Below are 20,607 nucleotides of genomic sequence, written 5' to 3' on the forward strand. Positions count from 1 at the left end.
GCTGGTCTGATTTCGAGCAGTGGCCGAGGTAGACCGGCTAAGGGGGAACGATCATGGTTATTACCAGTGACTTCGAGATCGGTTATTTGATCATCGCGTCCGCGCTTCTGGGCGTCATTCTGGTCGGTGCGCTCCTTGCCGCTATCCACCTTGATCGATGGCACCCTAAGCTCGTAGGCGCCGCGATCGGTGCATTAGTCGGTTTTGCGCTGATTGAGGCGGTACCGCTCATTACCTAGTCATCGAACAGGTAATAGCCCACCGGATTTGTCAACGGTGGAGACTCATCGACGGCCTCAACGATGTTCTCAATCGATCGGATACTTCTCTGTTATGACGGTACGGCAAGCGGTCAAGCTTCGCTGCGATGCGGTTCGGCGCTCGTCCGCCAGTTGAACGCCGAAGCACATTTGTTAGCGGTGCTCGAGTGTTGCTGCGGCGCCGGTGGTTTCGACCCGCTTCCCGCTGTCGAATTCGATCTCGACGAAAAGACTGCCATGGCGATTCTTCATGAAGGCGTGGAGAGGTTGCGCGCTTCGACGGCCGCGGCAACGGGTCACTTGCTGTTGGGAAATCCTGTCGATGAAGTTTCCCGATTGGCGAACATAGTAAGGGCGGATCTGATTGTGATCGGGCAGAGCCCGGGAAGCGCATTTGCGCGCGGGTGGACGAGCGACAATTCCACGCTGCTGCTGCGCCGTGTGACCTGCGGTGTATTGTTCGAAAGCGCGTCGGTCGCGTCAGTTTGACTTGTTTGACTGAAGAGTGTCGCGTTCCGCTTAAACGCGCCGTAAGTAGGTTCGGTGCATATTACTATTGAAATGGACATTCACTTTTACTGGGTACTCTTCTTCCTCGCGCTGGTATTGCTCGCCGCCATCGGTTTCGGTTTGTCGAGTTGTGTTAAAGAAGATCCGTTTACGGCTCATCAACGGGTTGAGGAGCGATCGAGGCGTGTGACCGGAGACCAGCAAAAATAACAGACCTCGGACACTTCCACCTCCGGCCCATGTGTGGCTGCGTCTGAAGTGCGTTCAGTCGACAGTTACATCACGGAATGACTTCGTCTGTCCGCGGTCGCTCCGAAAGAAACCCGCGCGTATGCACTTGCCACTCTCAAACGAATCCAGTCAGAGCACTGCGTTTCAGGCAATAACGGTTGAACGTCAACATAGCGCAGGATCGACTCGCCCCTCCCGGCTCAGGCTGGGAACGCGCCCGTCGAGAGATAGCGATCTCCTCGATCACACACGACGAAGACAATCGTCGCATTTTGCACCTCGTGAGCGATCCGCAGCGCGACCGCACATGCTCCACCGGTGGAAATTCCGCAAAAAATGCCTTCGATCGCGGCAAGACGACGTGCGGTCACTTCAGCCTGCGACTGGCTCACACTTTCAGTTCGGTCAATCCGGCGAGGATCAAAGAAAGCGGGTAAGTACTGCGCCGGCCATTTGCGTATGCCTGGAATGCGAGCGCCCTCTTCTGGTTGCACGCCGACTATCTGCGTGTCAGCGCTTCGTTCTTTCAGATAACGGCTCACGCCCATAATCGTGCCGGTCGTACCCATCGCTGAAACAAAATGCGTAACGGCACCGCCTGTATCGTTCCAGATCTCCGGACCGGTCGTCTCATAGTGGGCAAGAGGGTTGTCAGGGTTGGAAAATTGGTCCAGAACCACGCCTCGACCTTCGCGCGCCATCTCAGTTGCGGCGTCGCGCGCCAACTCCATGCCGCCCTGAGATGGGGTCAGAATCAACTCAGCGCCATACGCCCGCATACTCGTACGGCGTTCCGCTGACACATCTTCAGGCATGACGAGCATCATCTTGTAGCCGCGAAAAGCTGCCGTCATGGCCAGCGCGATTCCGGTGTTTCCGCTTGTGGCCTCGATTAGCACGTCTCCATGATGTATCTGACCGCGCCGCTCGGCTCCCGTGATCATGGACAGCGCAGCGCGATCCTTCACCGAACCGGCTGGGTTGCTGCCTTCCAACTTTCCCAAGATGACGTTGTTGCGCTCCCGCATTGCTTCATCGGGAAGCCGCACGAGCTGAACGAGGGAGGTTTTTCCGATGGTGTCGGCGATGGTTAGATAGCGCATGTGCAATTTATGAGGGTGCTAGGGATGGGCCAGGGTGTGGGCGCAAATGGACGCGGCCGACTTAACGGCGTCTGGCGGGCGCAGCCTCAGGCGATCCAAGCGCGCCTGTTTGATCAGACGCCGCACGGTTTCCTGAGTAATCGGTGCTCGCAAAGTCAATGGACAACTGAGTGCTCGTCAACCCGTGGCGCCGCTACCTCCCGCACCTCATCGCCCGCCGAGACGCCTTCATCGTTCGCCGTCCAAGCGTCCTCGGGATTCCCTGTATCCATCGCAACGAGAACGCTGCACGAAAGTCGGTCCAGCAGTCGTCCATCGTCCTGGCCAGTCCACCAGCGTGCAAGAAGACCGCTTCGATGGTGGCCTACGACAACGAGGTCGACCTTTAGCGTTTCGGCAAACGCCGGTATTTGATTCATTGGATTTCCGATCGCGAGGTGGCCGATGGCGACCACGCCCAGTTCGGCGAGCCTTTTGACGCCTTCATCCAGGACCTCTTTGGCGGACTCTTCTTCCAGATTGAAGGGTACGGCCGGCACGACGTCGAAGCCCCTTAACCACGCAGCGTCGTCCAACACCGCAAGGAGATGTGTCTCAGCGCCAAGTTGTTGAGCGAGTGCGGCGCCCAGCCGCAACGCGCAGCGTCCCTCACGCGTGGCGTTGTAACACAATAGAATCCGGCGATATGTGGCCATCATGTCTCCTGCAACGGGATTTTCCCACGAGCCTTCGATGTCAACTGCCTCTCCTTCGCATTATATATCACGTTGTGACATACAATGACGGGTCTTTTCGATGCGGTTCTGCCCAAATGTTGATGGTCTAATGATGGTGTTCGTCAGCGTTGCGGCTGCGGTCTTGACTTTTCCTCGATGACTTCCTGTTCGACCATTTCACGCGCCTGTCGCCAATACTCGTCGGCACAGCCTTCCATGCTTCCGTCTTGCTGCCAGAGTTGATAGGCTCGTTTGCGGATTCGCTCCTCGAGTGTTAGCTTGTCCATCGGTATGCTTGTCGTTGGTAATCAGGTGCCTATGCAGGCGATCCGCGAAGCTGCGGCGGTGTTTCATTTATGTATACCGTCGCGCAGCGCCGTCACTTGATGGGTGGTGACGGGCGCCGCGTTATTGCCCCACGTGTTGCGAACAAACGTCAGGACCCGCGCCATCTCCTCGCTCGTCAGCTTTTTGTTGAACGCGGGCATCTTTTCGCACGGTGGACCGCCCGCGGTCTCTGGGCTTTGCCCCCCTTCGACCAAGAGGCGAATCAGCGATGTCGGGTCCGCTGCAAGGACAGCCGGATTGCCCGCGAGCCTCGGGTACTTCAATGGCTTTCCTGTGCCGTCGGCCTGGTGGCATTTAGCGCAGAACGACAAAAAAATGCCCGCGCCCGGACGTTGGACCGCGCCCGTTCGCATTGCATCAACACCCTGTCGAGCGCGCAACGAACGCGGCTCATAAGTGCCTGATTGGCGCTGGGCTGGCAGGCTTTTCAGGTAACGCGCAATGGCGTTCAGATCGGCGTCGCTCATGTATTGCGTGCTGTCCTCGACGACTTGCACCATGCTGCCGAAGGTCACAAGCCCGCCACCGTGACCGTTTTTCAGAAACGACCCAATGTGTTCGGCCGGCACGCGTCCGAGTCCAGAACCCGGATCCGACGTGAGATTGGGCGCAAACCAATGATCATTTACGCCGCCGGTCAGATAAACATCCGCGTTCTCCGTGTAGGCGCGCTCTTCAAAAGCCGGGCCGCGCGGCGTGTGGCAGGCTCCGCAGTGTCCAAGTGCCTGCACCAGGTAAGCCCCGCGATTCCACTGCGCGTCGCGCCCATGGCGCGGTTCATAGACATTGTTCGGTGCGAACGCCAGGTTCCAGAAAGCCAGAACCCAGCGCTGGTTGAAAGGGAAAGGCAACTCGGTCGCAGGCGGTTGCGTATGAACGGGCTGAATGCCGTGCATGAAGTACGCATAGAGCGCACGCATATCGTCGTCCGTAATCTTCGAGTACGACGGATAGGGCATCGCCGGGTACAAATGCTTTCCGCCGCGTGCGACGCCCCCGCGCAGTGTGCGTGCAAAATCGTGGTAACTGTAGGCGCCGATGCCATATTGCGCGTCAGGCGTGATGTTGCTGCTGACGATCGTACCGAAAGGAGATGCCATTCCCAAGCCGCCCGCAAACGGTGCGCCGCCCTTCGGCGCCGTATGACAACCAGCGCAGTCCGCGGCCTTGGCGAGGTAATCGCCCCGCGCGATCAGCGCCGCGTCGTCGGTCGACGTGACCGTCGTAACCGGACGGATCTGGTCCGGACGGTTCGCGTCGGTCGCTTCTGCAATGCCAACCCCGCCGGCGTTCGTCGTCAGGACCGACACGAAAAGCAGCGCAAGAATTGCTCGAGCTCTATACATGACTTCACCACCTCGCGCACGGCGACACAACCAAAGCCGCCATCGCTGTCAGCAATAGTCCAAGCAAAAAAATGAAACTGCCGAGGACGCCGACCAGAGCGAGAAAATGCACGCGCTTTCGCTCGCGCAAGCCCGCTGAATTCGGCCCATCGGAGTCGGCATATTCATTCCTGGCCGCTCGCCAGCTCGTCCACGCCGCCACCAAGCCCAAGCTCCCGACCACGAACGACCCCGCACTGACAGCGGCAATGATCCGCAAAAGCGCTGTGAGCTCCGGAGCAGACAACGGATGTTCCGTCGGAAAACAGGCGTGTGAGGCTAGCGCTTCACATATGCAGATCTGAATGATCCAGGCGAGCGGGGCGGCAACGATACCCGCCAGCACGAGTGACGGGCGGACCTCGCCGCGCTTCGGTGCTGGATGAGTTTCGCGCCGCGATCGGCCAGCGTCGTCGGAGGGCGGCGACGCAGAACCGGACGGTGGCCGAACCAGTTGCGCAAGCACGTTCATCCTCCTAAAAGCACGCACCTGAGGCACATACCTAAAGCACGTAGGGCGACAAGTACAGCGTCGTAAAGATGAATAACCACACGACGTCCACGAAGTGCCAATACAGCCCACCGATGGTTAGCGCGGCGCATCGCCTTTCGTCGAAATATCCGAGGGCAGTCCACGTCAGCAACAAAACCAGGATGACGATTCCCACCAGCACGTGCAGCAGGTGGAACCCCGTGATGGTGAAGTACAGCGAGCCATACAGATGAGTCATCGGGCCATACGGATGGTCGTGCCACTCTTTGAGCTGAACACCAACGAAAACGGCCCCCAGCAAGATACCGACGCCCATCGATGCCACCCCAAGCCGCAGTCGTTTGCGCCGAACGCATCGTTCACAGAACCACACGAAGACGCTGCTGGAAAGCAAAACCACCGTGTTGGCGCCCCCGATTCCGAGTTTTGGCAGACCTTCCGGAGGCCAATGCTGCGCCGATTGTGAGGCGAGATAGAGATACGAAAAAATCAAATAGCCGAATAGAGCGGACTCGGTGGCGATCATGGTCCACACGCCCCACCAACCACTGGATCGCTCGCCCGCGCTGCCGATTGGCAAGGCACGCGTGGTGTTGAAACCATCGATCGCATCAGCCAATTTCGCCTCCCTCGTCGTGTACGGGGAACGGCTCCCGTTGCAACAGGCCGCGCTCGGGCCAAAGCCAGGCGATCACCGAGAAGGCGGCGGCGACGAGCATCGCCGCGGCGAACCACCATGCGTGAAGAATCATGCCCGCAAATACAAGCGTGGAAAAAACGCCCAGGAAGAGCGGTGCATACGAATCGCCCGGCATCTTCAGGATGATGTTCGGTTCGCCGTCGAGCGCCGTCGTGCCGAGCGCTTCGCGTCCATCGTCGAGGATGTAGCCTACATTGAGCACGGACCCTGGATGGTCTCCTTGTTCGCTGGCAAGCCGGCGCTCCCACAACGGGTGGCGGCTTCCGACAAACGGGATGGTCGCAAAGTTATAAGGCGGCGGCGGTGAGGCAATGGACCACTCGAGCGTGGGCGCATCCCACGGGTTGTCGCCAGCAGCCGGCCCTCGCCTGTAGCTCCATGCAAGATCGACCAGAAAGATCAACACACCAAGCGCGAACACGAAGGATCCGATTGAGGTGATCAGGTTGACGGTGTTCCATCCCATATCGGCGGGATAGGTGTAGATACGTCGCGGCATGCCAAGAAGCCCGGCGATATGCATCGGAAAAAAGGCAACGTTGAAGCCGATGAAAAGAACTGCAAAGCCGATCTTACCCAAGCGTTCGCTCATCATGCGACCGGTAAATTTGGGAAACCAGTAGTAGATGCCACCGATCACCGGAAAGACGTTGATCCCAAGCAGCACATAGTGAAGATGCGCCACCACGAAATATGTGTCGGTGAGCTGCCAGTCGAGTGGAACGGCAGCCGTCATCACGCCGGACACGCCGCCAATCACGAAGAGCAGCACAAAACCGGCGAAATAGAAAAAGGGGACCTTGAACACCGGACGGCCGGTATAGATCGTTGCGAGCCACGCGAAAGTGGCAACGGCGCTCGGGATCGCGATCACCATGCTGGCGGAGCCAAAAAATGCCAAAGCGAGCGCCGGGATTCCCGTGGCAAACATGTGATGGATCCACACAATAAAGCCCACCACCATCGTCGCGACCGTCGCTAGCGCAACAGGGGTGTAGCCCACGAGCGGCCGGCGGCAAAAGACAGGCAACGCGTCCGAGACAATGCCCATCGCTGGCAGCACCACGGCATATACCCAGGGGTGAGCGAACATCCAGAACATGTGCTGCCAAAGGAGCGGCCTGCCGCCATTCAAGACGTCGAAAAAATGCGTACCAAACTGCCGGTCGAGCCACAACATGAAAAAGGCGAGACTGACCGCCGGCACCGCGAGCAAGTTACCGCCTGAGGCCGTTAGCGTGCCCCATACGAGCACAGGCACCCGGTCGATGGACATGCCGGGAGCGCGCATGCGCGCCAGCGTGGCAATGAAATTGACCGACCCTACGGTGGTCGAAATGCCCAGCAGGACCATGCCGAGCGCATAGACGTCGATGTTAGGGCCCGTGTCATACTGAAGGCTGGAAAGCGGCACATAGTTGAACCAGCCTGCGTTCGGTGCCTGGCCAAACGGGAAGCTTGAATAGAGGAATATCCCGGCGAACACGAACACCCAATACGAGAACGCGTTGAGCCGGGGAAACGCCATGTCGCGCGCGCCCAAAATCAAAGGCCACAAATAGTTCGAAAACCCCGAGAGCACCGGCAGCGCGTAGAGAAATATCATCGTCACGCCGTGCATCGTGAACAGCTGGTTGTACTGTTCCGGCGTGAGCAAGGCGGCGTTCGGGCGCGCCAACTGAAGCCTCATAATCAGAGCCTCGACGCCGCCCATCAACAAGAAAACGAATGCGGTGACGATGTAGCGCAGACCGATGCTCTTATGATCGACGGTTGAAAGCCAGCCCCGCCAGCCGGGTTTGCTCTCCCAGATTTTCTGCAAGCGCAACTGCGTCGGACTTCCGGGCGTGACGTGGCCAATCTCCGGCACCCGCGAGAGTGCCAGTGGCCTCGGGGGCGTCGCATCGCGTTCAGGTTCAGCAGGTGCGCTCATGGCTTCTTCGTGCCTGTGGTTATCGCAATGTGGCGAGAAAGGCCGACAGGTCGGCGGCTTCCTGATGGCTCAAAATCATGCTAGGCATCATTGATTCCGGCTTGATCTGCTGCGCGCGGGTGATCCAGTCAAGCTGGTTTGCCGCAGTGTTAGCGAGCATGCCCGCCGCAATCAATCGACGCGTGTTGAGGTGCGTGAGGTCAGGCGCCTGTGCGCCTTGCGCGGATGAACCCCGAATCGCGTGACAACCGGCGCATCGCTCGTCAAAGAGCTTTTGCCCGGCCGCGATTGGCGGGCTGCTCGTGGACGGCTGCGCATGAGGTTGAGCCTGTTGCGCGCTCCACGCCGCAAAATCGGCGCGGCTCTGCGCGATCACTTCAAACGCCATATGCGCATGCTGCGCACCACAAAACTGCGAACACTGACCGCGATAGACGCCGGGACGGTCCGCCTGGATCCATTGCTCATTGGTTTGACCAGGGATCGTCTGCGTCTTGCCAGCGAGCACCGGCACCCAGAACGCGTGTATGACATCCGCACTTTCGAGCTTGAGTTTGACCGGTTCACCGACCGGAATGTGGATCTCGTTCGCCGTGACAAAGCGTTGTCCCGGATCAGCGGCATCGGCGTAGGAGATTTTCCACCACCAGTCGTACGCGGTGACGGTAATGGTCAGCGAAGGCGAGTCGTTGGGTTTGGCGACGCTTTCGAGTGTAATCAATGCATATACGAGCATGGCGACGAGCGCGACTGTGGATATGCCGACGCCCACGTAAATCCATTTTGTTCCTCCACCGGTGGCGGCTAACGCACTGAGGTCAGCGGGGAGTGACATCGGTCGCCGCCGCAAGATTGCGGCGGTCAGTAGCACCGCGATGATCAGACACACACCGGCACAAATCCCTGCAAATATCCAGCCCAGCCAAAGCGTCGGCGACGCCGCGGGTCCCGCTGCATGGAGGAAGTAGTTCAGCGGCGCAGAATTCTCCTCGGCCGACGCTGTCGCAGACCTATCGGCCAAAAATATCACGGCGAGAACCGCCAGCACGGCGACCCTGTCGGGCATACGGGGCGCGGCGCGAATGGAACGGGTCATTTGTCAGCCTCAGCGCCGTGACGAAGCGGGCTCTTGTGTTCGGGGGCGCTGTGGATTTCCGCACTCATCGCCATCCCGGCATTGACCAGCGCCACGTGTGAGAATGCCTGCGGAAAATTCCCGCACAGCCGCCTTTTCCTGAAGTCATACTCTTCGGACAAGAGGCCCACATCGTTGCGAAGCTCGAGCACGCGCTCAAATAGCGTTCGTGCCTTCGATTCTCGACCTTGAAGGTGCTGAACATGCGCGAGCCAGAAGGAACAGGCGAGAAACGCCCCCTCCTCGCTCTCCATCCCATCGCTCGCCGCTCCGGTGCGATAGCGCAGGACTAACCCGTCCTCCACCAATTCACGTTCGATCGCATCGACCGTCCCATTGACCCGAGGATCGTCCGCTCTGAGAAAACCAGTAAGCGGAATCAACAGCAGGCTGGCATCGAGCGTGTCGCCGCCGTAGCTTTGGGTGAAACTATTGAGTTTTCGATTGAAGCCATGTTCGAGCACGTCGTGACGAATGCGCTTCGCAAGCCGTCGCCAGTCTTCGATGGGCCCCTGCTTGTTAAATTCTTGTGCAGAACACACCGCGCGGTCGACCGCCACCCACGCCATGATCTTGGACAAGGTGAACGGCTTGCGACCACTGCGCACCTCCCAAATGCCATCGTCCGGTTCGCGCCAGACCTTCCCCAGACGATCGACCAGCCCCTGTTCCAGCGACCAGGCGTCATCATCAGGCGGCAGGCCGGCACGCCGGCAGATATAAAGCGCATTCAGAACCTCGCCGTAGACGTCAAGTTGCAGCTGGCCAACGGCTGCATTGCCGAAACGCACAGGGGTTGAGCGCTCATACCCAGGCAGCCATGGACACTCCCACTCGTCGACGCGGCGCGCACCATTGAGCGCGTACATAATTTGCACTTGCGCCGGATCACCCCCAACAGCTCGCACGAGCCAATCCCGCCAACGCGCCGCTTCATCATGATAGCCACCGGCCAGCAGCGCTTTGAGAGTGAAGCTCGCGTCGCGCAGCCAGCAGAACCGGTAATCCCAGTTCCGCTGGCCGCCAATTGTCTCAGGCAGAGAACTGGTCGGTGCGGCAATCACGCCACCCGATTCGAGGCTTGACAGCGCCTTAAGCGTGACCAGGGATCGCTGTATCGCATCGGCATAAGGCCCCGTCGCCACACTGCGCGCCGACCATCCGGCCCAAAACGTCGCGGTACCGTCGAGCGCCGCGTCCATATCGGGAACGGCCGGCGCAGGACTCGTTGAAGGCACACAGGTGAGCGAAAAAGTCCGCTCCTCGCCGGGCGCCAAGGTGAAACTCATTCGCACGTCGTTCCCAACGCAGCTCAGTTCTGCGGAAGCGTCCAGCCAAAGCGTCTGGGGGCCGGCCATCAACTGCACGCGGCTGCCCGCTTTCTTGTTCCAGGGCACGGCCCGTCCGTAATCGAAGCGGACAACCAATTCGCACTCGATGGACACCGGAGCGCCCTCGCAGCGCACCCGACGCGCCAGGACCGGGGGCGTCGCGCCCCAGACCATCCAGTCCGTGAGTATGACCATGCCGGAACTCGTGACCAACGTCGTCTCGAGGATAAGTCCCTGACCCCGATAACAGCGTTTGGCGGATAGGATCGCCTCGCTCGGTGCAATGCGCCAGTGTCCGTTGCCCGCGTCGCCGAGCAACGCGGCAAAGCAAGTATCGCTGTCGAACGATGGCCAGCACAGCCAGTCGATTGAGCCGTATCGATTCACGAGCGCGGCGGAGCGACCGTCTCCGAGCAAGGCGTAGTCCTCGATCCGTGCGGCCATCACCCCTCCTAACGCGTGTCGAGTGGCTTACTCAGTGGCTTGCTCAGGGGCTTACTCAATGGCTTACTAAGCGGCTTGCCCACTCGCCTGCTCGTGCGGCGCCACACCACCACGGCGGCCATCAACGCGGCGGCACACACGGTCAGGGCACGGTGCGTATCGAGCCACAGCGCCGCGCTCGTTTCCAGGGATTCTGCGGTAAAAGCCCCACGCACACGATGCTCTCCCGAAACAGGAAGCCATAAGTCCGTGGGACGATCGGCACGCAGCGCTTGCGGACGCTGCTGCATCGCATAGCCTTTTCGTCCCAGGTATCGATCCAACGTGCCGGGAGCCACTTTGTTCGCGAGAATCGCCTTGATGGACGACAGACCCACGAACAATTCGCGTCGACGGTGCGTCGCGGCCCAAACGATGGCCCGCGCGGCGACTTCAGGTTGATAGATCGGCGGCACGGGTTGCGGCGCATGGGACATGTGGGAGACAGCCCAATCGAACTGCGGCGTGTTGAGCGCAGGCATCTGCACCATTGTCAGATGGACGTTGCTGTGTTCGTGCAGTAACTCGCAGCGCAGTGCATCGGTGAACCCGCGGATCGCATGTTTGGCCCCGCAATAGGCCGATTGCAGCGGGATCGAACGGTACGCCAATGCCGAGCCGACCTGTACGATGACGCCGTGATTACGACGGTTCATCCGTTTGAGAGCTGCCATGGTTCCCCATACGTAGCCGAGATAAGTGACCTCGGTGACACGACGAAACTCCTCGGGTGTCAGGCGCTCGACAGGCGAAAACACCGTTACCATCGCGTCATTCACCCACACGTCGATGGGACCGAGTTCCGCTTCGACCCGCTCGGCGGCCGCCTCGAGTGCATCCGCATCGCTCACATCGACAGCGATTGGCAACGCGCGCACGCCAAGCTCGCGCAATTGCAACGCGACTTCCTCGAGCGCGCTCAGATCGCGGGCGAGCACTGCCACATTCGCGCCACGGCCGGCGAACGCGAGTGCTGCCGCTCGCCCGACCCCGGCGCTTGCACCCGTGACGACGACGTTTTTTGGATTCCGTATGCTCTTTCTCACGCTACTCTCCATTGTTCTTCGTCTGACCAATTGCGACTGCATCGCTTGGCGGCCGGGCTTCTGGACCTAGAGTTCGCCGCGCGCCCTGAGCACGGCGATGCGATCCGCTGTCCGGCAGGCGATCGCCTGAATCGTCAGAGAAGGGTTCACCCCACCGACCGTTGGAAACACCGAACCGTCGCAGATCCACAAATTCGGAATGTCCCAACTGCGGCAATCCGCGTTCACGACGCTCGTGCGCGGATCGTCGCCCATGCGTGCGGTGCCATTCAAGTGACAAGTGTCATCCGTCTCGTTCCAGATTTCGCTGGCGCCCGCGGCATGCAGAGCGTGCCCCATGAAGTCGAGCGAATGCGCGATCAGGCGGCGGTCGTTGTCGCAAAAGGAATATGTCACGCGTGCGACCGGCAGTCCGTACTGGTCCTTTTCGTCGGCAAGCGTCACACGGTTGCGCTCCTGCGGCAGTGTTTCGCCCACGATTTTCAGTCCGGCCTGATGGTTATACTTTTGCATCTCGCGCATCAGCGCTTCGCCCCATAGTCCGCGTCCGTTTTGCGTCGCAGCCCAGGCGTCGGGCAACGGCCCCTGGCTCATGTAGCAATAGCCGCCAAAGAAGTCCTTCCCCTTGTCGGTATAGTTCCAGTGCTCGGTGAGGGCAAGCGACGGCGGCCCCTTGTACCAGCGGATCTCTTCCGGCATCACGCCCCAAGCTGCTTGGTTCGACTGCACCATCAAGTTCTTGCCGACGAGGCCCGAACTGTTCGCGAGTCCATCGGGAAAGCGGGCATTGGCCGACAGCAGCAAGAGGCGCGGCGTCTCGATCGCATAACCCGCGACGACCACGTTGCGGGCTCGCTGAAACTGCCAGCGCCCCTCGCGAAAATATTCAACGCCGCTCACGCGGCCGTCGTCGTTCGTTTCGATGCGGCCCACCATCGCGAGATCACGTATTTCGGCGCCGGCGGCAAGCGCCCGGGGTATCCACGTGACGAGCGCGCTTTGCTTCGCATTGGTCGCGCAGCCCGACACGCAAAAGCCCCGGTAGACGCACGGATGCGCCTCGCCACGCGGCGCGGACAAGGTAGCGAGCGGCGTCGGCGACCAGGGAATGCCGAGCACCTCGGCGCCACGCGCGAGCACAAGCGCAGCCGCGTTGAGCTCGTGCGGTCGGTATGGATAGCGCCGGCGCTTTGGGCCCCACGGATAGTTGACAGGCCCTGATATCTTGAGCGCGTCTTCGACTTCGGCGTAGTAGCGCCACATTTCTCGCCAGTCAACGGGCCAGTCCACCCCATAGCCAAGCAGGCTTCGCGATTTGAACCACTCCGGGCGAAAGCGCAGCGACACCATCGCGAAATGCACGGTGCTGCCGCCCACTGCCTTGCCGCTATTGTTGTTGCCGAGTTTGAGCGGATTCTCGCCATCGCAGATGCGCTCGTCGGTCCAGTAAAGCTTGTGCTGGTGCGTCTCATCGGACGCAAATTCTTCGAGCGGACGCCACCACGCGCCCGCGTCGAATGCGACGACCCTGTAGCCCTTCTCAGCGAGCCGGCACGCAAGCGTGCCGCCCCCCGCACCGGTCCCGATGATCGCGAAGTCGACGGCGTCATGCTGCGGGTACTCGCGCATTGGTGTCCAGGCGCCCACGCGAAATACATTTGGCGCACGTCCGTTCTTGCCGCGCGGATGGTACTGGGCATCATCGAGCATGCTGGTTCTCCTTGCGTGCGTTGCCCTCATCGCCGTCGCTCGCTTCGACTGCTTCCCACGGGTCGCGGCGATCGACAGTCATGCGTACATAGCCGCGCGGATTCGCGGGACCACCGAAGCCGATCTGGCTCCACGCGTAGGGGTGCGAGTAGTACGCACCGCAGATGTCGTGCAGCACGCGTTCGGAGAAAAAGAGCTTCGACGGCATTCCCTGCCAGTTGTCAGCATGCCCATCACCCGCTTGCATAGCCTTCAACAGTGCGATTTGCGGCTCTTCTCCGAGACTTGCGAAGGGCAACTCAAAACGCTTGCGGCTTTCGGCGTCAAGCGCGGCAAGCCCCCTTCTCCATGCATCGCGCAAGCGCGGGAGGCGAGCGTCACGATAGCCGTCGCTGTGATTCGCACTGAGCTTGGCGTCGACCAGCGCGGCGACCGGTATTTGCGACGCGTCACTGCGTTGAGGCACGATGCAGGCGCACAGCGCGATGAGCGCACGCCATTCAACGGAGTTGAAGAAGGCGGGATCGGACGACACGGCTAACCGTGCGTCGATCACGGCGCGGGTCGCGTTGTCCCAGGAGACGGTGTCGCGCTTGTTCAACACGTCGTAGCCGGGATAGCGAGTCGCAGGCGGCAGTGTCATCTTTCCGTCTCCCTGAGTCGTAGTGCGGCAAGGCCCGCGAGCGCCAATGCGGAGAAACTCGGCGGCGCCGGCAGCGGCGGACCATTGAGGATGTTCTGACTCCAGTTGCGCCAACCGCCCTGATTGCGCGCGATGCCGCGCGCATGAAAGCCCACGCCGATGAAACCCAGTGCGGCGATGATCCTGAGCCATGCGCGCGTGAGCCAGCGCGCGCGTGGCGCTGCGAGCGCGGCATGCGTGAGCAGCACGCACGCGAGCGGCCCCGCCGTGACCGGTGCATACATGGCTGGGTTTTGATACGCGCCCCGAAAATGCAGCAATGCGACTTCGCCGACGGTACCCGCCAAACCGATGGCGACGACGAGCCCAAGCGCCCGTCCCGCTTGCATGCCAAACAATTGCGGGTCGACGGCGGGTTCATCACGCAAGCGCTCGGCGACCGCGCCAAGCGCACCCGAAAGGAGTAACGCCATCGGCGCGCCGATCGGCGCCGCATAAAAAAGGTTGTGCCAGCCAACGCCGCCCGGACGTTTTGTGATGTTGTAGAGATGAAAGCCGGTCCCGGCAATGCCGGCAGACGCAGCCGAGAGATAAATCACGTTGCGCACCGGATGCTTGCACGCGTCGCTCTCAGCGCTGCCATGCAGTCCTGCTGCGAGGGAGAGGAGTGAGCTGATGAGCGGCGTATACATCGCCTTGTTCGCAAACGAGCCGCGATAATGCTCGATGCCGCTGTCCGCGAGCACGGACAAGGCGAGCAGCGCCGAGCTCCGATTGAACGCGCGCGCGGCATCGAGATGTGCGGCTATTTCAACGCCAGGCAACGACGCGGCGCTGGAACGACGTTGCGCAAGCGCGCTTAGTAGCGCGCAACCGGCCACGACGCCGGCTGCGATGCCGAGCCGCACTGTCGTCGCACTCCTCGCATTCCTTGCACTCATCGATGCCCCCTCACACGGCAAAGGCCCGGGCATCCGCGCGCTTCAGTTCCAGACCACAGCCTGGACGCGAGAAATCCGGTGTTATTGAGCCGTCGGCTGCATGCGGCGCGCCGTCGAACAGCATCGCTTCAATGCGCACGTGGTCATGAAACCATTCCTGGTGAATGAGGCGCGGCACTGCGCACGCGACATGCAGATGCAGTGCCGGTGCGCAGTGCGCGGAGAGCGGCATGTGATACGCGTCACAGAGCGTCGCCACGTCCAGAAAGCCCGTAATACCGCCGCAACGGCTTACATCGGCCTGCAAGACGTCGACGGCACGCGCGTCCAGCATGCGTCGGAAATAGTCAAGGGTGTAGCCGTATTCGCCCGCTGCGACCTCCATCGATGCCACCGCGCGGCGCAAGGCGCTCAATGCGGCGAGGTCATCGGAGGACACGGGCTCCTCGAACCATTGCACGCCGTATTGCGCGAAAACCTCGGCGTAGTGCAGCGCCTCTTTTTGCGTGAGCGCTCCGTTTGCATCCACAAACAAGCCGGCGTCGCCGATCGCCTCACGTGCCGCACGCACGCGGCTTGGATCGCGTTGAGGCTCGGTGCCGATCTTCATCTTGACCCAGCGGCAGCCGCCCTCGGCGATCCATGCCGACAATTGATCTCTGAGGCGCGCATCGGTGTAGGTAGTGAAACCTCCGCTCCCGTAGATCGGAACCCGCTCGCGAATCACGCCAAGCAGGTGCACGAGCGGCAGTCCGAGAAGCTTGGCCTTCAGGTCCCACAATGCGCAGTCGAGGGCTGAAGCAGCGGTCGCCGCAACGCCCGCCCGACCGATATTGCGTACCCTCTTTTGCATCGCAACCCATGCGGCGCGCACTTCGAATGCGTCGCGATGCAGCACCGCTTCGGCCAGTGCGCCGCGGATCAAAGACGTCGCGCACGCATCGGTATAGGTGTAGCCGATGCCTGTCTTGCCGCCCGCGTCGGCTTCGACGACGATGAGCGTAGTCGAGTCCCACGCAAAGGTGCCGTCGGCTTCGGGCGCGTCGGTGGGAATGGTGTAGGCCTGCGCGCGGACGGCATTGATCGCGGCGTCAGGTAGCGTCGAAATAGACATGGTTGCGGGCGCCTACTTCTTCTCGCCGTCCTTATGCCCCGGCAGCACGGCGCTAAGCACCTGCTTCGCAGTTTCGAGCAGCATGTGGCCCTGGTCCGGATCGCCCTTCATCAGCGTCATCGCAAAGGCCTTCGCCTGCGCCATCGTGATGTGCGGCGGCAAGGGTGGCACGTTCGGGTCGGCTTTCACTTCGATTACCACCGGACGATCCGCCGCGAGCGCTTCATCCCACGCAGCACCGATACGCTCCGCATCGTCGACGTAGATACCCTTCAGCCCGATCAGCTCGGCGAACTTGTGATACGGCACCGATGGAATGTCTTGCGATGCCTCAAACTTCGGGTCGCCTTCCATTACGCGTTGCTCCCACGTAACCTGGTTCAGGTCCTGGTTGTTCAGCACCATGCAGATCCAGCGCGGATTCGACCACTGCTTCCAGTATTTGGATACGGTGATCAACTCGGCCATGTTGTTCATCTGCATCGCGCCGTCGCCGACAAGTGCGATTACCGGCCGTGCGGGGAACGCAAATTTCGCGGCGATCGCGTAGGGCACTGCCGCCCCCATCGACGCGAGGCCGCCAGAGAGCGAGCACATCATGCCGCGCTGCACTTTCAGGTCCCGGGCATACCAGTTCGCGCACGACCCCGAATCACTCGTGACAATCGCGTCGGAGGGAACGCGTTTCGAGAGTTCCCAGACGGTGCGCTGCGGGTTGACGCCGCCCGTCGTTGTTTCGAGCGCGCGCTTATCGAGCGTCTTCCACCAGTCAGTGGTCCAGCCTTCGATCTTCTTGCGCCACGCGCGGTCCATCTTCTCTGCAAGCATAGGCAGCAACGCGCGCAGAGTTTCGGCGCTGTCGCCGACGAGGTTCACTTCCATCGGGTAACGCAGGCTTAGCATGTCGGCTTCGACGTCGATCTGCACGCCGCGCGCGTCGCCCTCCTTCGGCAGGAACTCCGAGTACGGAAAGCCTGAGCCGATCATCAGCAACGTGTCGCATTGCATCATCAGGTCGTAGCTGGGTTTGGTGCCGAGCAAACCAATCGAGCCCGTCACCCAGGCGAGGTCATCGGGCAACACAGCCTTGCCGAGCAGCGCCTTTGCAACGCCTGCGCCGAGTTTGTCGGCGACGGCGATAACTTCATCGGTTGCATTCAGCGCGCCGGCGCCGACCAGGATCGCGACCTTCTTCCCCTCGTTCAGGATCTCAGCAGCGCGCCGCAAGTCGGCGTCATAGGGAACGAGTTTCGGGGCGCTGAATCCGACGCCGGAATGCAAAGTGCCGTGTTTGCGCGCGGGCGCCTGGTAGTCAAGGTCCTGCAGATCGTTCGGAAGGATGATCGCCGTGACCTTCCGCTGCGACAAGGCCGTGCGGACCGCCCTATCGACGAGATGGCGTACCTGGGACGGCACACTCGCCTGCTGGACGAAGGCACCCACGTCCTTGAACATCGACACAAGATCGAGTTCCTGCTGATAGTGGCCGCCGAGGGCAGCTCGCGCCTGTTGCCCTGTGACGGCGAGCACCGGCATGTGGTCCATGCGAGCGTCGTACAGGCCAGTCAGGAGATGGGAGGCGCCGGGGCCTGACGTCGCCAAACATACGCCCAGTTCTCCCGTAAATTTGGCATGGGCGGATGCCATGAACGCCGCCATCTCTTCGTGGCGGACCTGAATGAATTCGATCTTTCCCTCAGCACGATTGAGTGCGCCCAAGACGCCATTGATGCCGTCGCCGGGATATCCGAAGATGCGGCGCACCCCCCAGGCGTGAAGACGATCAATTAGAAAGTCGCCGACGGTTTCTGACATTACCATCTCCTTGCAGACAGCTGAACATTCGCTCGATGTTCAGCCATTGAGGTCTTGATTAGCAGGTCTGTACAACTCGAACGTAGACAACATCGCAAACTCCGTGCCGATTAACGCAGTGGTCAACGACCGTTGCTCGAAAACAGAAAGGTTGCGAGGGGGCGGCCTTTGGGGTCAAGGCTTGCAAGGATCAGCGATGCCTCTGCAGGTCAGGACTAACGCATTGTCACCGCAGAGCGAGAAACGAAGATTGCAGGTAACATATATCATCTCGTGATACAAATTACATCAAAAAGTGAACGTGCTGGAAAATGACCATACCGCGAACTCCGTTTGGCATTTGCGCGAAGCCAGCGGGTAGGGAAGAAGACCGTGCCTCTCGGAGAGTTTTGTTCGGCAGAGATCGTCGCGGGCGTTCGTCGCGGCGCCCCCGACGGAGGACGAATTCGATGCCGCTGCGAGGCGAGGCATCGACGTCGCGAAAAGCGGATTCGCAATCGAAGGTCCCGGCTATTTAGCAAAAAACAGCTGCCTGACCGCACTTTCCAAGTTATAAAGCCCGGATCGTCTTGGGGGAAGGCGTTTGTCTGGGCACTTACGTATCCTGTTAAACAGGCGTACCGGCAATTCGTGGAGCTCCAAATGCTTGGATTGTTGCACCTTTGGCGCAAGGGCCCCTGCGTTCGCTTGTTCGTCGCCGCCGCATTGCTCGGTGTCGTCTTCACCGCGTGCTCCAGGACCGCCGAAGCGTGGCGCCTTGCCAATGTCAGCGGCCACTTGCCCGACCTCGCACTCTCGCTGGTCGACGACGGCGGGCGGGCGGTCACCGCTCAGACGTTTGAAGGACGCGCGACACTTGTCTACTTCGGGTACACACATTGCCCGGACGTGTGTCCGGAAACGATGACGCGGCTTATGCAGGTGCTGCAACAGATCGGCCCCGACGTCAGTCGCGCGCAGATTGTCTTCATCACCGTCGACCCCGCCCGCGACACGCCCGCCGCGCTGCACGCGTATATGCGCGCGTTCGACGCGCGGCACGCGGTCGGCCTGACGGGTTCGGATCGCGCGATCGAATCGCTCGCCAAGCGTTACCGCGTCGCCTTCCAGAGGGAGAAGCGCGACGTGAGCGGTGAGTACGAAGTCACGCATAGTTCCGCGGTCTATATCTTCGACGCGCAAGGCCACGCCCGCCTGCTCGCCACCGACAACGATTCCATCGATGCCATCGCGCACGATCTGCGGCGCGTGATCAATTGCCCCAAGTCATGATGCAGTCGATCCTCTACTGGCTCGAACCCTGGGAGCCGTCACCGACCGTCGTGGTTGCAACGCTTATCGCGGCAGTTCTGTTTGCACGCGGTGCGCGGTATGCCAGGGTGTCGTTCTCGCGGCACGTGGCGTTCTGGCTGGGTCTTGCAGCAATCTATGTTGCGCTGCATACGCGGCTCGACTATTTTTTCGAACATGAGTTCTTTATGCATCGATTGCAGCACCTCGTGCTGCATCACCTCGGACCGTTCCTGATCGCGGTATCGTATCCAGGCGCCGCGTTGCGCGCGGGGGTTTCAATGAGGTGGCGCCCGCTCTGGCTGCATCCCGCGCTGAGCACGAGAACCGCGCGCTCCCTGGTCGCTGTGCTATTCAATCCGGTGGTCGCCGTAACGCTCTTTGTCGGGCTGATTTACTTTTGGCTGCTCTCGCGGATCCACTTCGAGGCAATGCTTGACTATCGGCTATATCGCGTGATGAACTGGAGCATGGTGATCGACGGCCTGCTCTTCTGGTGGCTCGTGCTCGATCCCCGGCCTTCGCCGCCCGCTCGTCTCGCGCCGGGCCAGCGAATTCTCATCGTTATCGCTGTAGTGCCGCCGCAGATTCTGCTTGGCGCATACATCTTTTTCACGCCGCACGAGTTGTACCCGATCTACTCGATTTGTGGGCGCGCATTCACGTGGCTCAGCCCAATGCGCGATCAACAGATCGGCGGTCTGCTGCTATGGATTCCGGGTTCGATGATGAGCGTGCTTGGCGGGCTGATCGCACTGCGACACTGGATGCGGCTCTCAGCCGCTCGCGTTTCACACGGACGGGGAACTGGCGGGCGCGGCACCGAAGCCGACTTCAGAGCTTCGCCCGACAAGCCATAGCAAACCGCCGGTGTTCTAAATAAGCGGAAGGCGGGTGGCACCGCCGCGCAACGGGATGGGTGACATGGCACGCGGCAGCGCTACTGATCAGACTCGTAGTCGCGGCTGAGTCACGGACTGCTGCACCGTTGATCTGTTCCGGATGCCGTGTTCCACCTATTTGCTGTGCGGGACAAATCTAAGTGATGGCCGGTGCACGCTGGGGAAGTCGCACTGTCGCGAAACTTGGGATGTCAGCGCCGACCCAATTTACGGCGCGCTTCGCCGCTGTCGTCACCGCCATCGAGATTGTCGACTAAGGACGGATCCGGATCACCGCGCGGCGTCGAAGCGAAGCGCCACATGGACGCTGGCGAACTCATTCCCCATGCTGCACAATCTGATAACTGGATGTCGACAGCAGCAGCCGGACCGTGCGAGTGCCTATGTGTCCGACGGCTTTCCTCCCACGCTTGGCGCAAGCAGAGGCAATGAAGGACGCGGGCTTTGAGAGCTTTGGCCACTTTGAATGTGCGCTCGAGAACGGGGTCAGGCTTCGAATGAATACGGCTGCTTCTTCC

At 60.8% G+C, this 20,607-nt stretch carries 19 protein-coding genes; 4 read left to right on the forward strand and 15 right to left on the reverse strand.

The window, feature by feature from the left end; translation table 11 throughout:
- Window positions 1-53 precede the first annotated feature (53 nt).
- Both AWB81_RS22350 and AWB81_RS22355 read left to right on the forward strand, forming a co-directional pair.
- Complete coding sequence (locus AWB81_RS22350; RefSeq protein WP_062638737.1) at window positions 54-239, forward strand: hypothetical protein; 186 nt, start codon at window positions 54-56, stop codon at window positions 237-239.
- Window positions 240-302: 63 nt separating this feature from the next.
- Window positions 303-749 (forward strand): universal stress protein, encoded by a 447-nt coding sequence (locus tag AWB81_RS22355; protein ID WP_062638738.1) that lies wholly within the window; start codon window positions 303-305, stop codon window positions 747-749.
- Between the two features lie 452 nt (window positions 750-1,201).
- Here the strand turns inward: AWB81_RS22355 and cysM are convergent, their stop codons facing one another.
- The 15 genes from cysM to AWB81_RS22430 all read right to left on the reverse strand — a co-directional run bounded on the left by cysM (window position 1,202) and on the right by AWB81_RS22430 (window position 17,897).
- The gene (gene cysM, locus AWB81_RS22360; RefSeq protein WP_062638739.1) at window positions 1,202-2,104 is read right to left on the reverse strand and encodes a cysteine synthase CysM; all 903 of its coding nucleotides are present in this window, start codon (window positions 2,102-2,104) and stop codon (window positions 1,202-1,204) included.
- Window positions 2,105-2,259: 155 nt separating this feature from the next.
- Window positions 2,260-2,799 carry a universal stress protein gene (locus tag AWB81_RS22365; protein WP_062638740.1) on the reverse strand — a complete coding sequence of 180 codons (540 nt, stop codon included), beginning with the start codon at window positions 2,797-2,799 and terminating at the stop codon, window positions 2,260-2,262.
- Between the two features lie 143 nt (window positions 2,800-2,942).
- A complete protein-coding gene (locus tag AWB81_RS22370; RefSeq protein ID WP_087135112.1) occupies window positions 2,943-3,107 on the reverse strand; it encodes a DUF2934 domain-containing protein in 165 nt (54 codons plus the stop codon).
- A gap of 63 nt (window positions 3,108-3,170) precedes the next feature.
- On the reverse strand, window positions 3,171-4,514 hold the full coding sequence (locus AWB81_RS22375) for a c-type cytochrome (RefSeq protein WP_087135113.1): 1,344 nt from the start codon (window positions 4,512-4,514) through the stop codon (window positions 3,171-3,173).
- A gap of 4 nt (window positions 4,515-4,518) precedes the next feature.
- On the reverse strand, window positions 4,519-5,019 hold the full coding sequence (locus AWB81_RS22380) for a hypothetical protein (protein ID WP_143328429.1): 501 nt from the start codon (window positions 5,017-5,019) through the stop codon (window positions 4,519-4,521).
- A gap of 37 nt (window positions 5,020-5,056) precedes the next feature.
- On the reverse strand, window positions 5,057-5,665 hold the full coding sequence (locus tag AWB81_RS22385) for a cytochrome c oxidase subunit 3 (RefSeq protein ID WP_062638742.1): 609 nt from the start codon (window positions 5,663-5,665) through the stop codon (window positions 5,057-5,059).
- Window positions 5,658-7,679 carry a cytochrome c oxidase subunit I gene (ctaD, locus tag AWB81_RS22390; RefSeq protein WP_062638743.1) on the reverse strand — a complete coding sequence of 674 codons (2,022 nt, stop codon included), beginning with the start codon at window positions 7,677-7,679 and terminating at the stop codon, window positions 5,658-5,660. The genes AWB81_RS22385 and ctaD overlap by 8 nt, the downstream gene beginning before the upstream one ends.
- 19 nt (window positions 7,680-7,698) lie before the next feature.
- Window positions 7,699-8,775 carry a cytochrome c oxidase subunit II gene (coxB, locus tag AWB81_RS22395; RefSeq protein WP_235025868.1) on the reverse strand — a complete coding sequence of 359 codons (1,077 nt, stop codon included), beginning with the start codon at window positions 8,773-8,775 and terminating at the stop codon, window positions 7,699-7,701.
- The gene (locus tag AWB81_RS22400) at window positions 8,772-10,589 is read right to left on the reverse strand and encodes a glycoside hydrolase family 15 protein (RefSeq protein ID WP_200822532.1); all 1,818 of its coding nucleotides are present in this window, start codon (window positions 10,587-10,589) and stop codon (window positions 8,772-8,774) included. The genes coxB and AWB81_RS22400 overlap by 4 nt, the downstream gene beginning before the upstream one ends.
- Window positions 10,590-10,597: 8 nt before the next feature.
- Window positions 10,598-11,674, reverse strand: coding sequence for an SDR family oxidoreductase (locus AWB81_RS22405; protein WP_235025399.1), 1,077 nt, complete (start codon window positions 11,672-11,674; stop codon window positions 10,598-10,600).
- Window positions 11,675-11,740: 66 nt separating this feature from the next.
- Window positions 11,741-13,384 carry a GMC family oxidoreductase gene (locus AWB81_RS22410; protein ID WP_062638745.1) on the reverse strand — a complete coding sequence of 548 codons (1,644 nt, stop codon included), beginning with the start codon at window positions 13,382-13,384 and terminating at the stop codon, window positions 11,741-11,743.
- Window positions 13,374-14,027 carry a gluconate 2-dehydrogenase subunit 3 family protein gene (locus AWB81_RS22415; RefSeq protein WP_062638746.1) on the reverse strand — a complete coding sequence of 218 codons (654 nt, stop codon included), beginning with the start codon at window positions 14,025-14,027 and terminating at the stop codon, window positions 13,374-13,376. Before AWB81_RS22415 ends, AWB81_RS22410 begins: the two co-directional genes overlap by 11 nt.
- Window positions 14,024-14,968, reverse strand: a complete 945-nt coding sequence (locus AWB81_RS22420; protein WP_062638747.1) for a hypothetical protein — start codon at window positions 14,966-14,968, stop codon at window positions 14,024-14,026. Before AWB81_RS22420 ends, AWB81_RS22415 begins: the two co-directional genes overlap by 4 nt.
- A gap of 10 nt (window positions 14,969-14,978) precedes the next feature.
- The gene (locus AWB81_RS22425) at window positions 14,979-16,082 is read right to left on the reverse strand and encodes an enolase C-terminal domain-like protein (RefSeq protein ID WP_062638748.1); all 1,104 of its coding nucleotides are present in this window, start codon (window positions 16,080-16,082) and stop codon (window positions 14,979-14,981) included.
- A gap of 12 nt (window positions 16,083-16,094) precedes the next feature.
- Window positions 16,095-17,897, reverse strand: a complete 1,803-nt coding sequence (locus AWB81_RS22430; RefSeq protein WP_062638749.1) for a thiamine pyrophosphate-requiring protein — start codon at window positions 17,895-17,897, stop codon at window positions 16,095-16,097.
- Between the two features lie 642 nt (window positions 17,898-18,539).
- Here AWB81_RS22430 and AWB81_RS22435 point away from each other — a divergent pair.
- Both AWB81_RS22435 and AWB81_RS22440 read left to right on the forward strand, forming a co-directional pair.
- Window positions 18,540-19,169 carry an SCO family protein gene (locus AWB81_RS22435; protein ID WP_062638750.1) on the forward strand — a complete coding sequence of 210 codons (630 nt, stop codon included), beginning with the start codon at window positions 18,540-18,542 and terminating at the stop codon, window positions 19,167-19,169.
- Window positions 19,169-20,047, forward strand: coding sequence for a cytochrome c oxidase assembly protein (locus tag AWB81_RS22440; RefSeq protein ID WP_087135119.1), 879 nt, complete (start codon window positions 19,169-19,171; stop codon window positions 20,045-20,047). Before AWB81_RS22435 ends, AWB81_RS22440 begins: the two co-directional genes overlap by 1 nt.
- The last annotated feature ends 560 nt before the right edge of the window (window positions 20,048-20,607 follow it).

Source organism: Caballeronia arationis, assembly GCF_001544975.2.
Taxonomy (GTDB): domain Bacteria; phylum Pseudomonadota; class Gammaproteobacteria; order Burkholderiales; family Burkholderiaceae; genus Caballeronia; species Caballeronia arationis.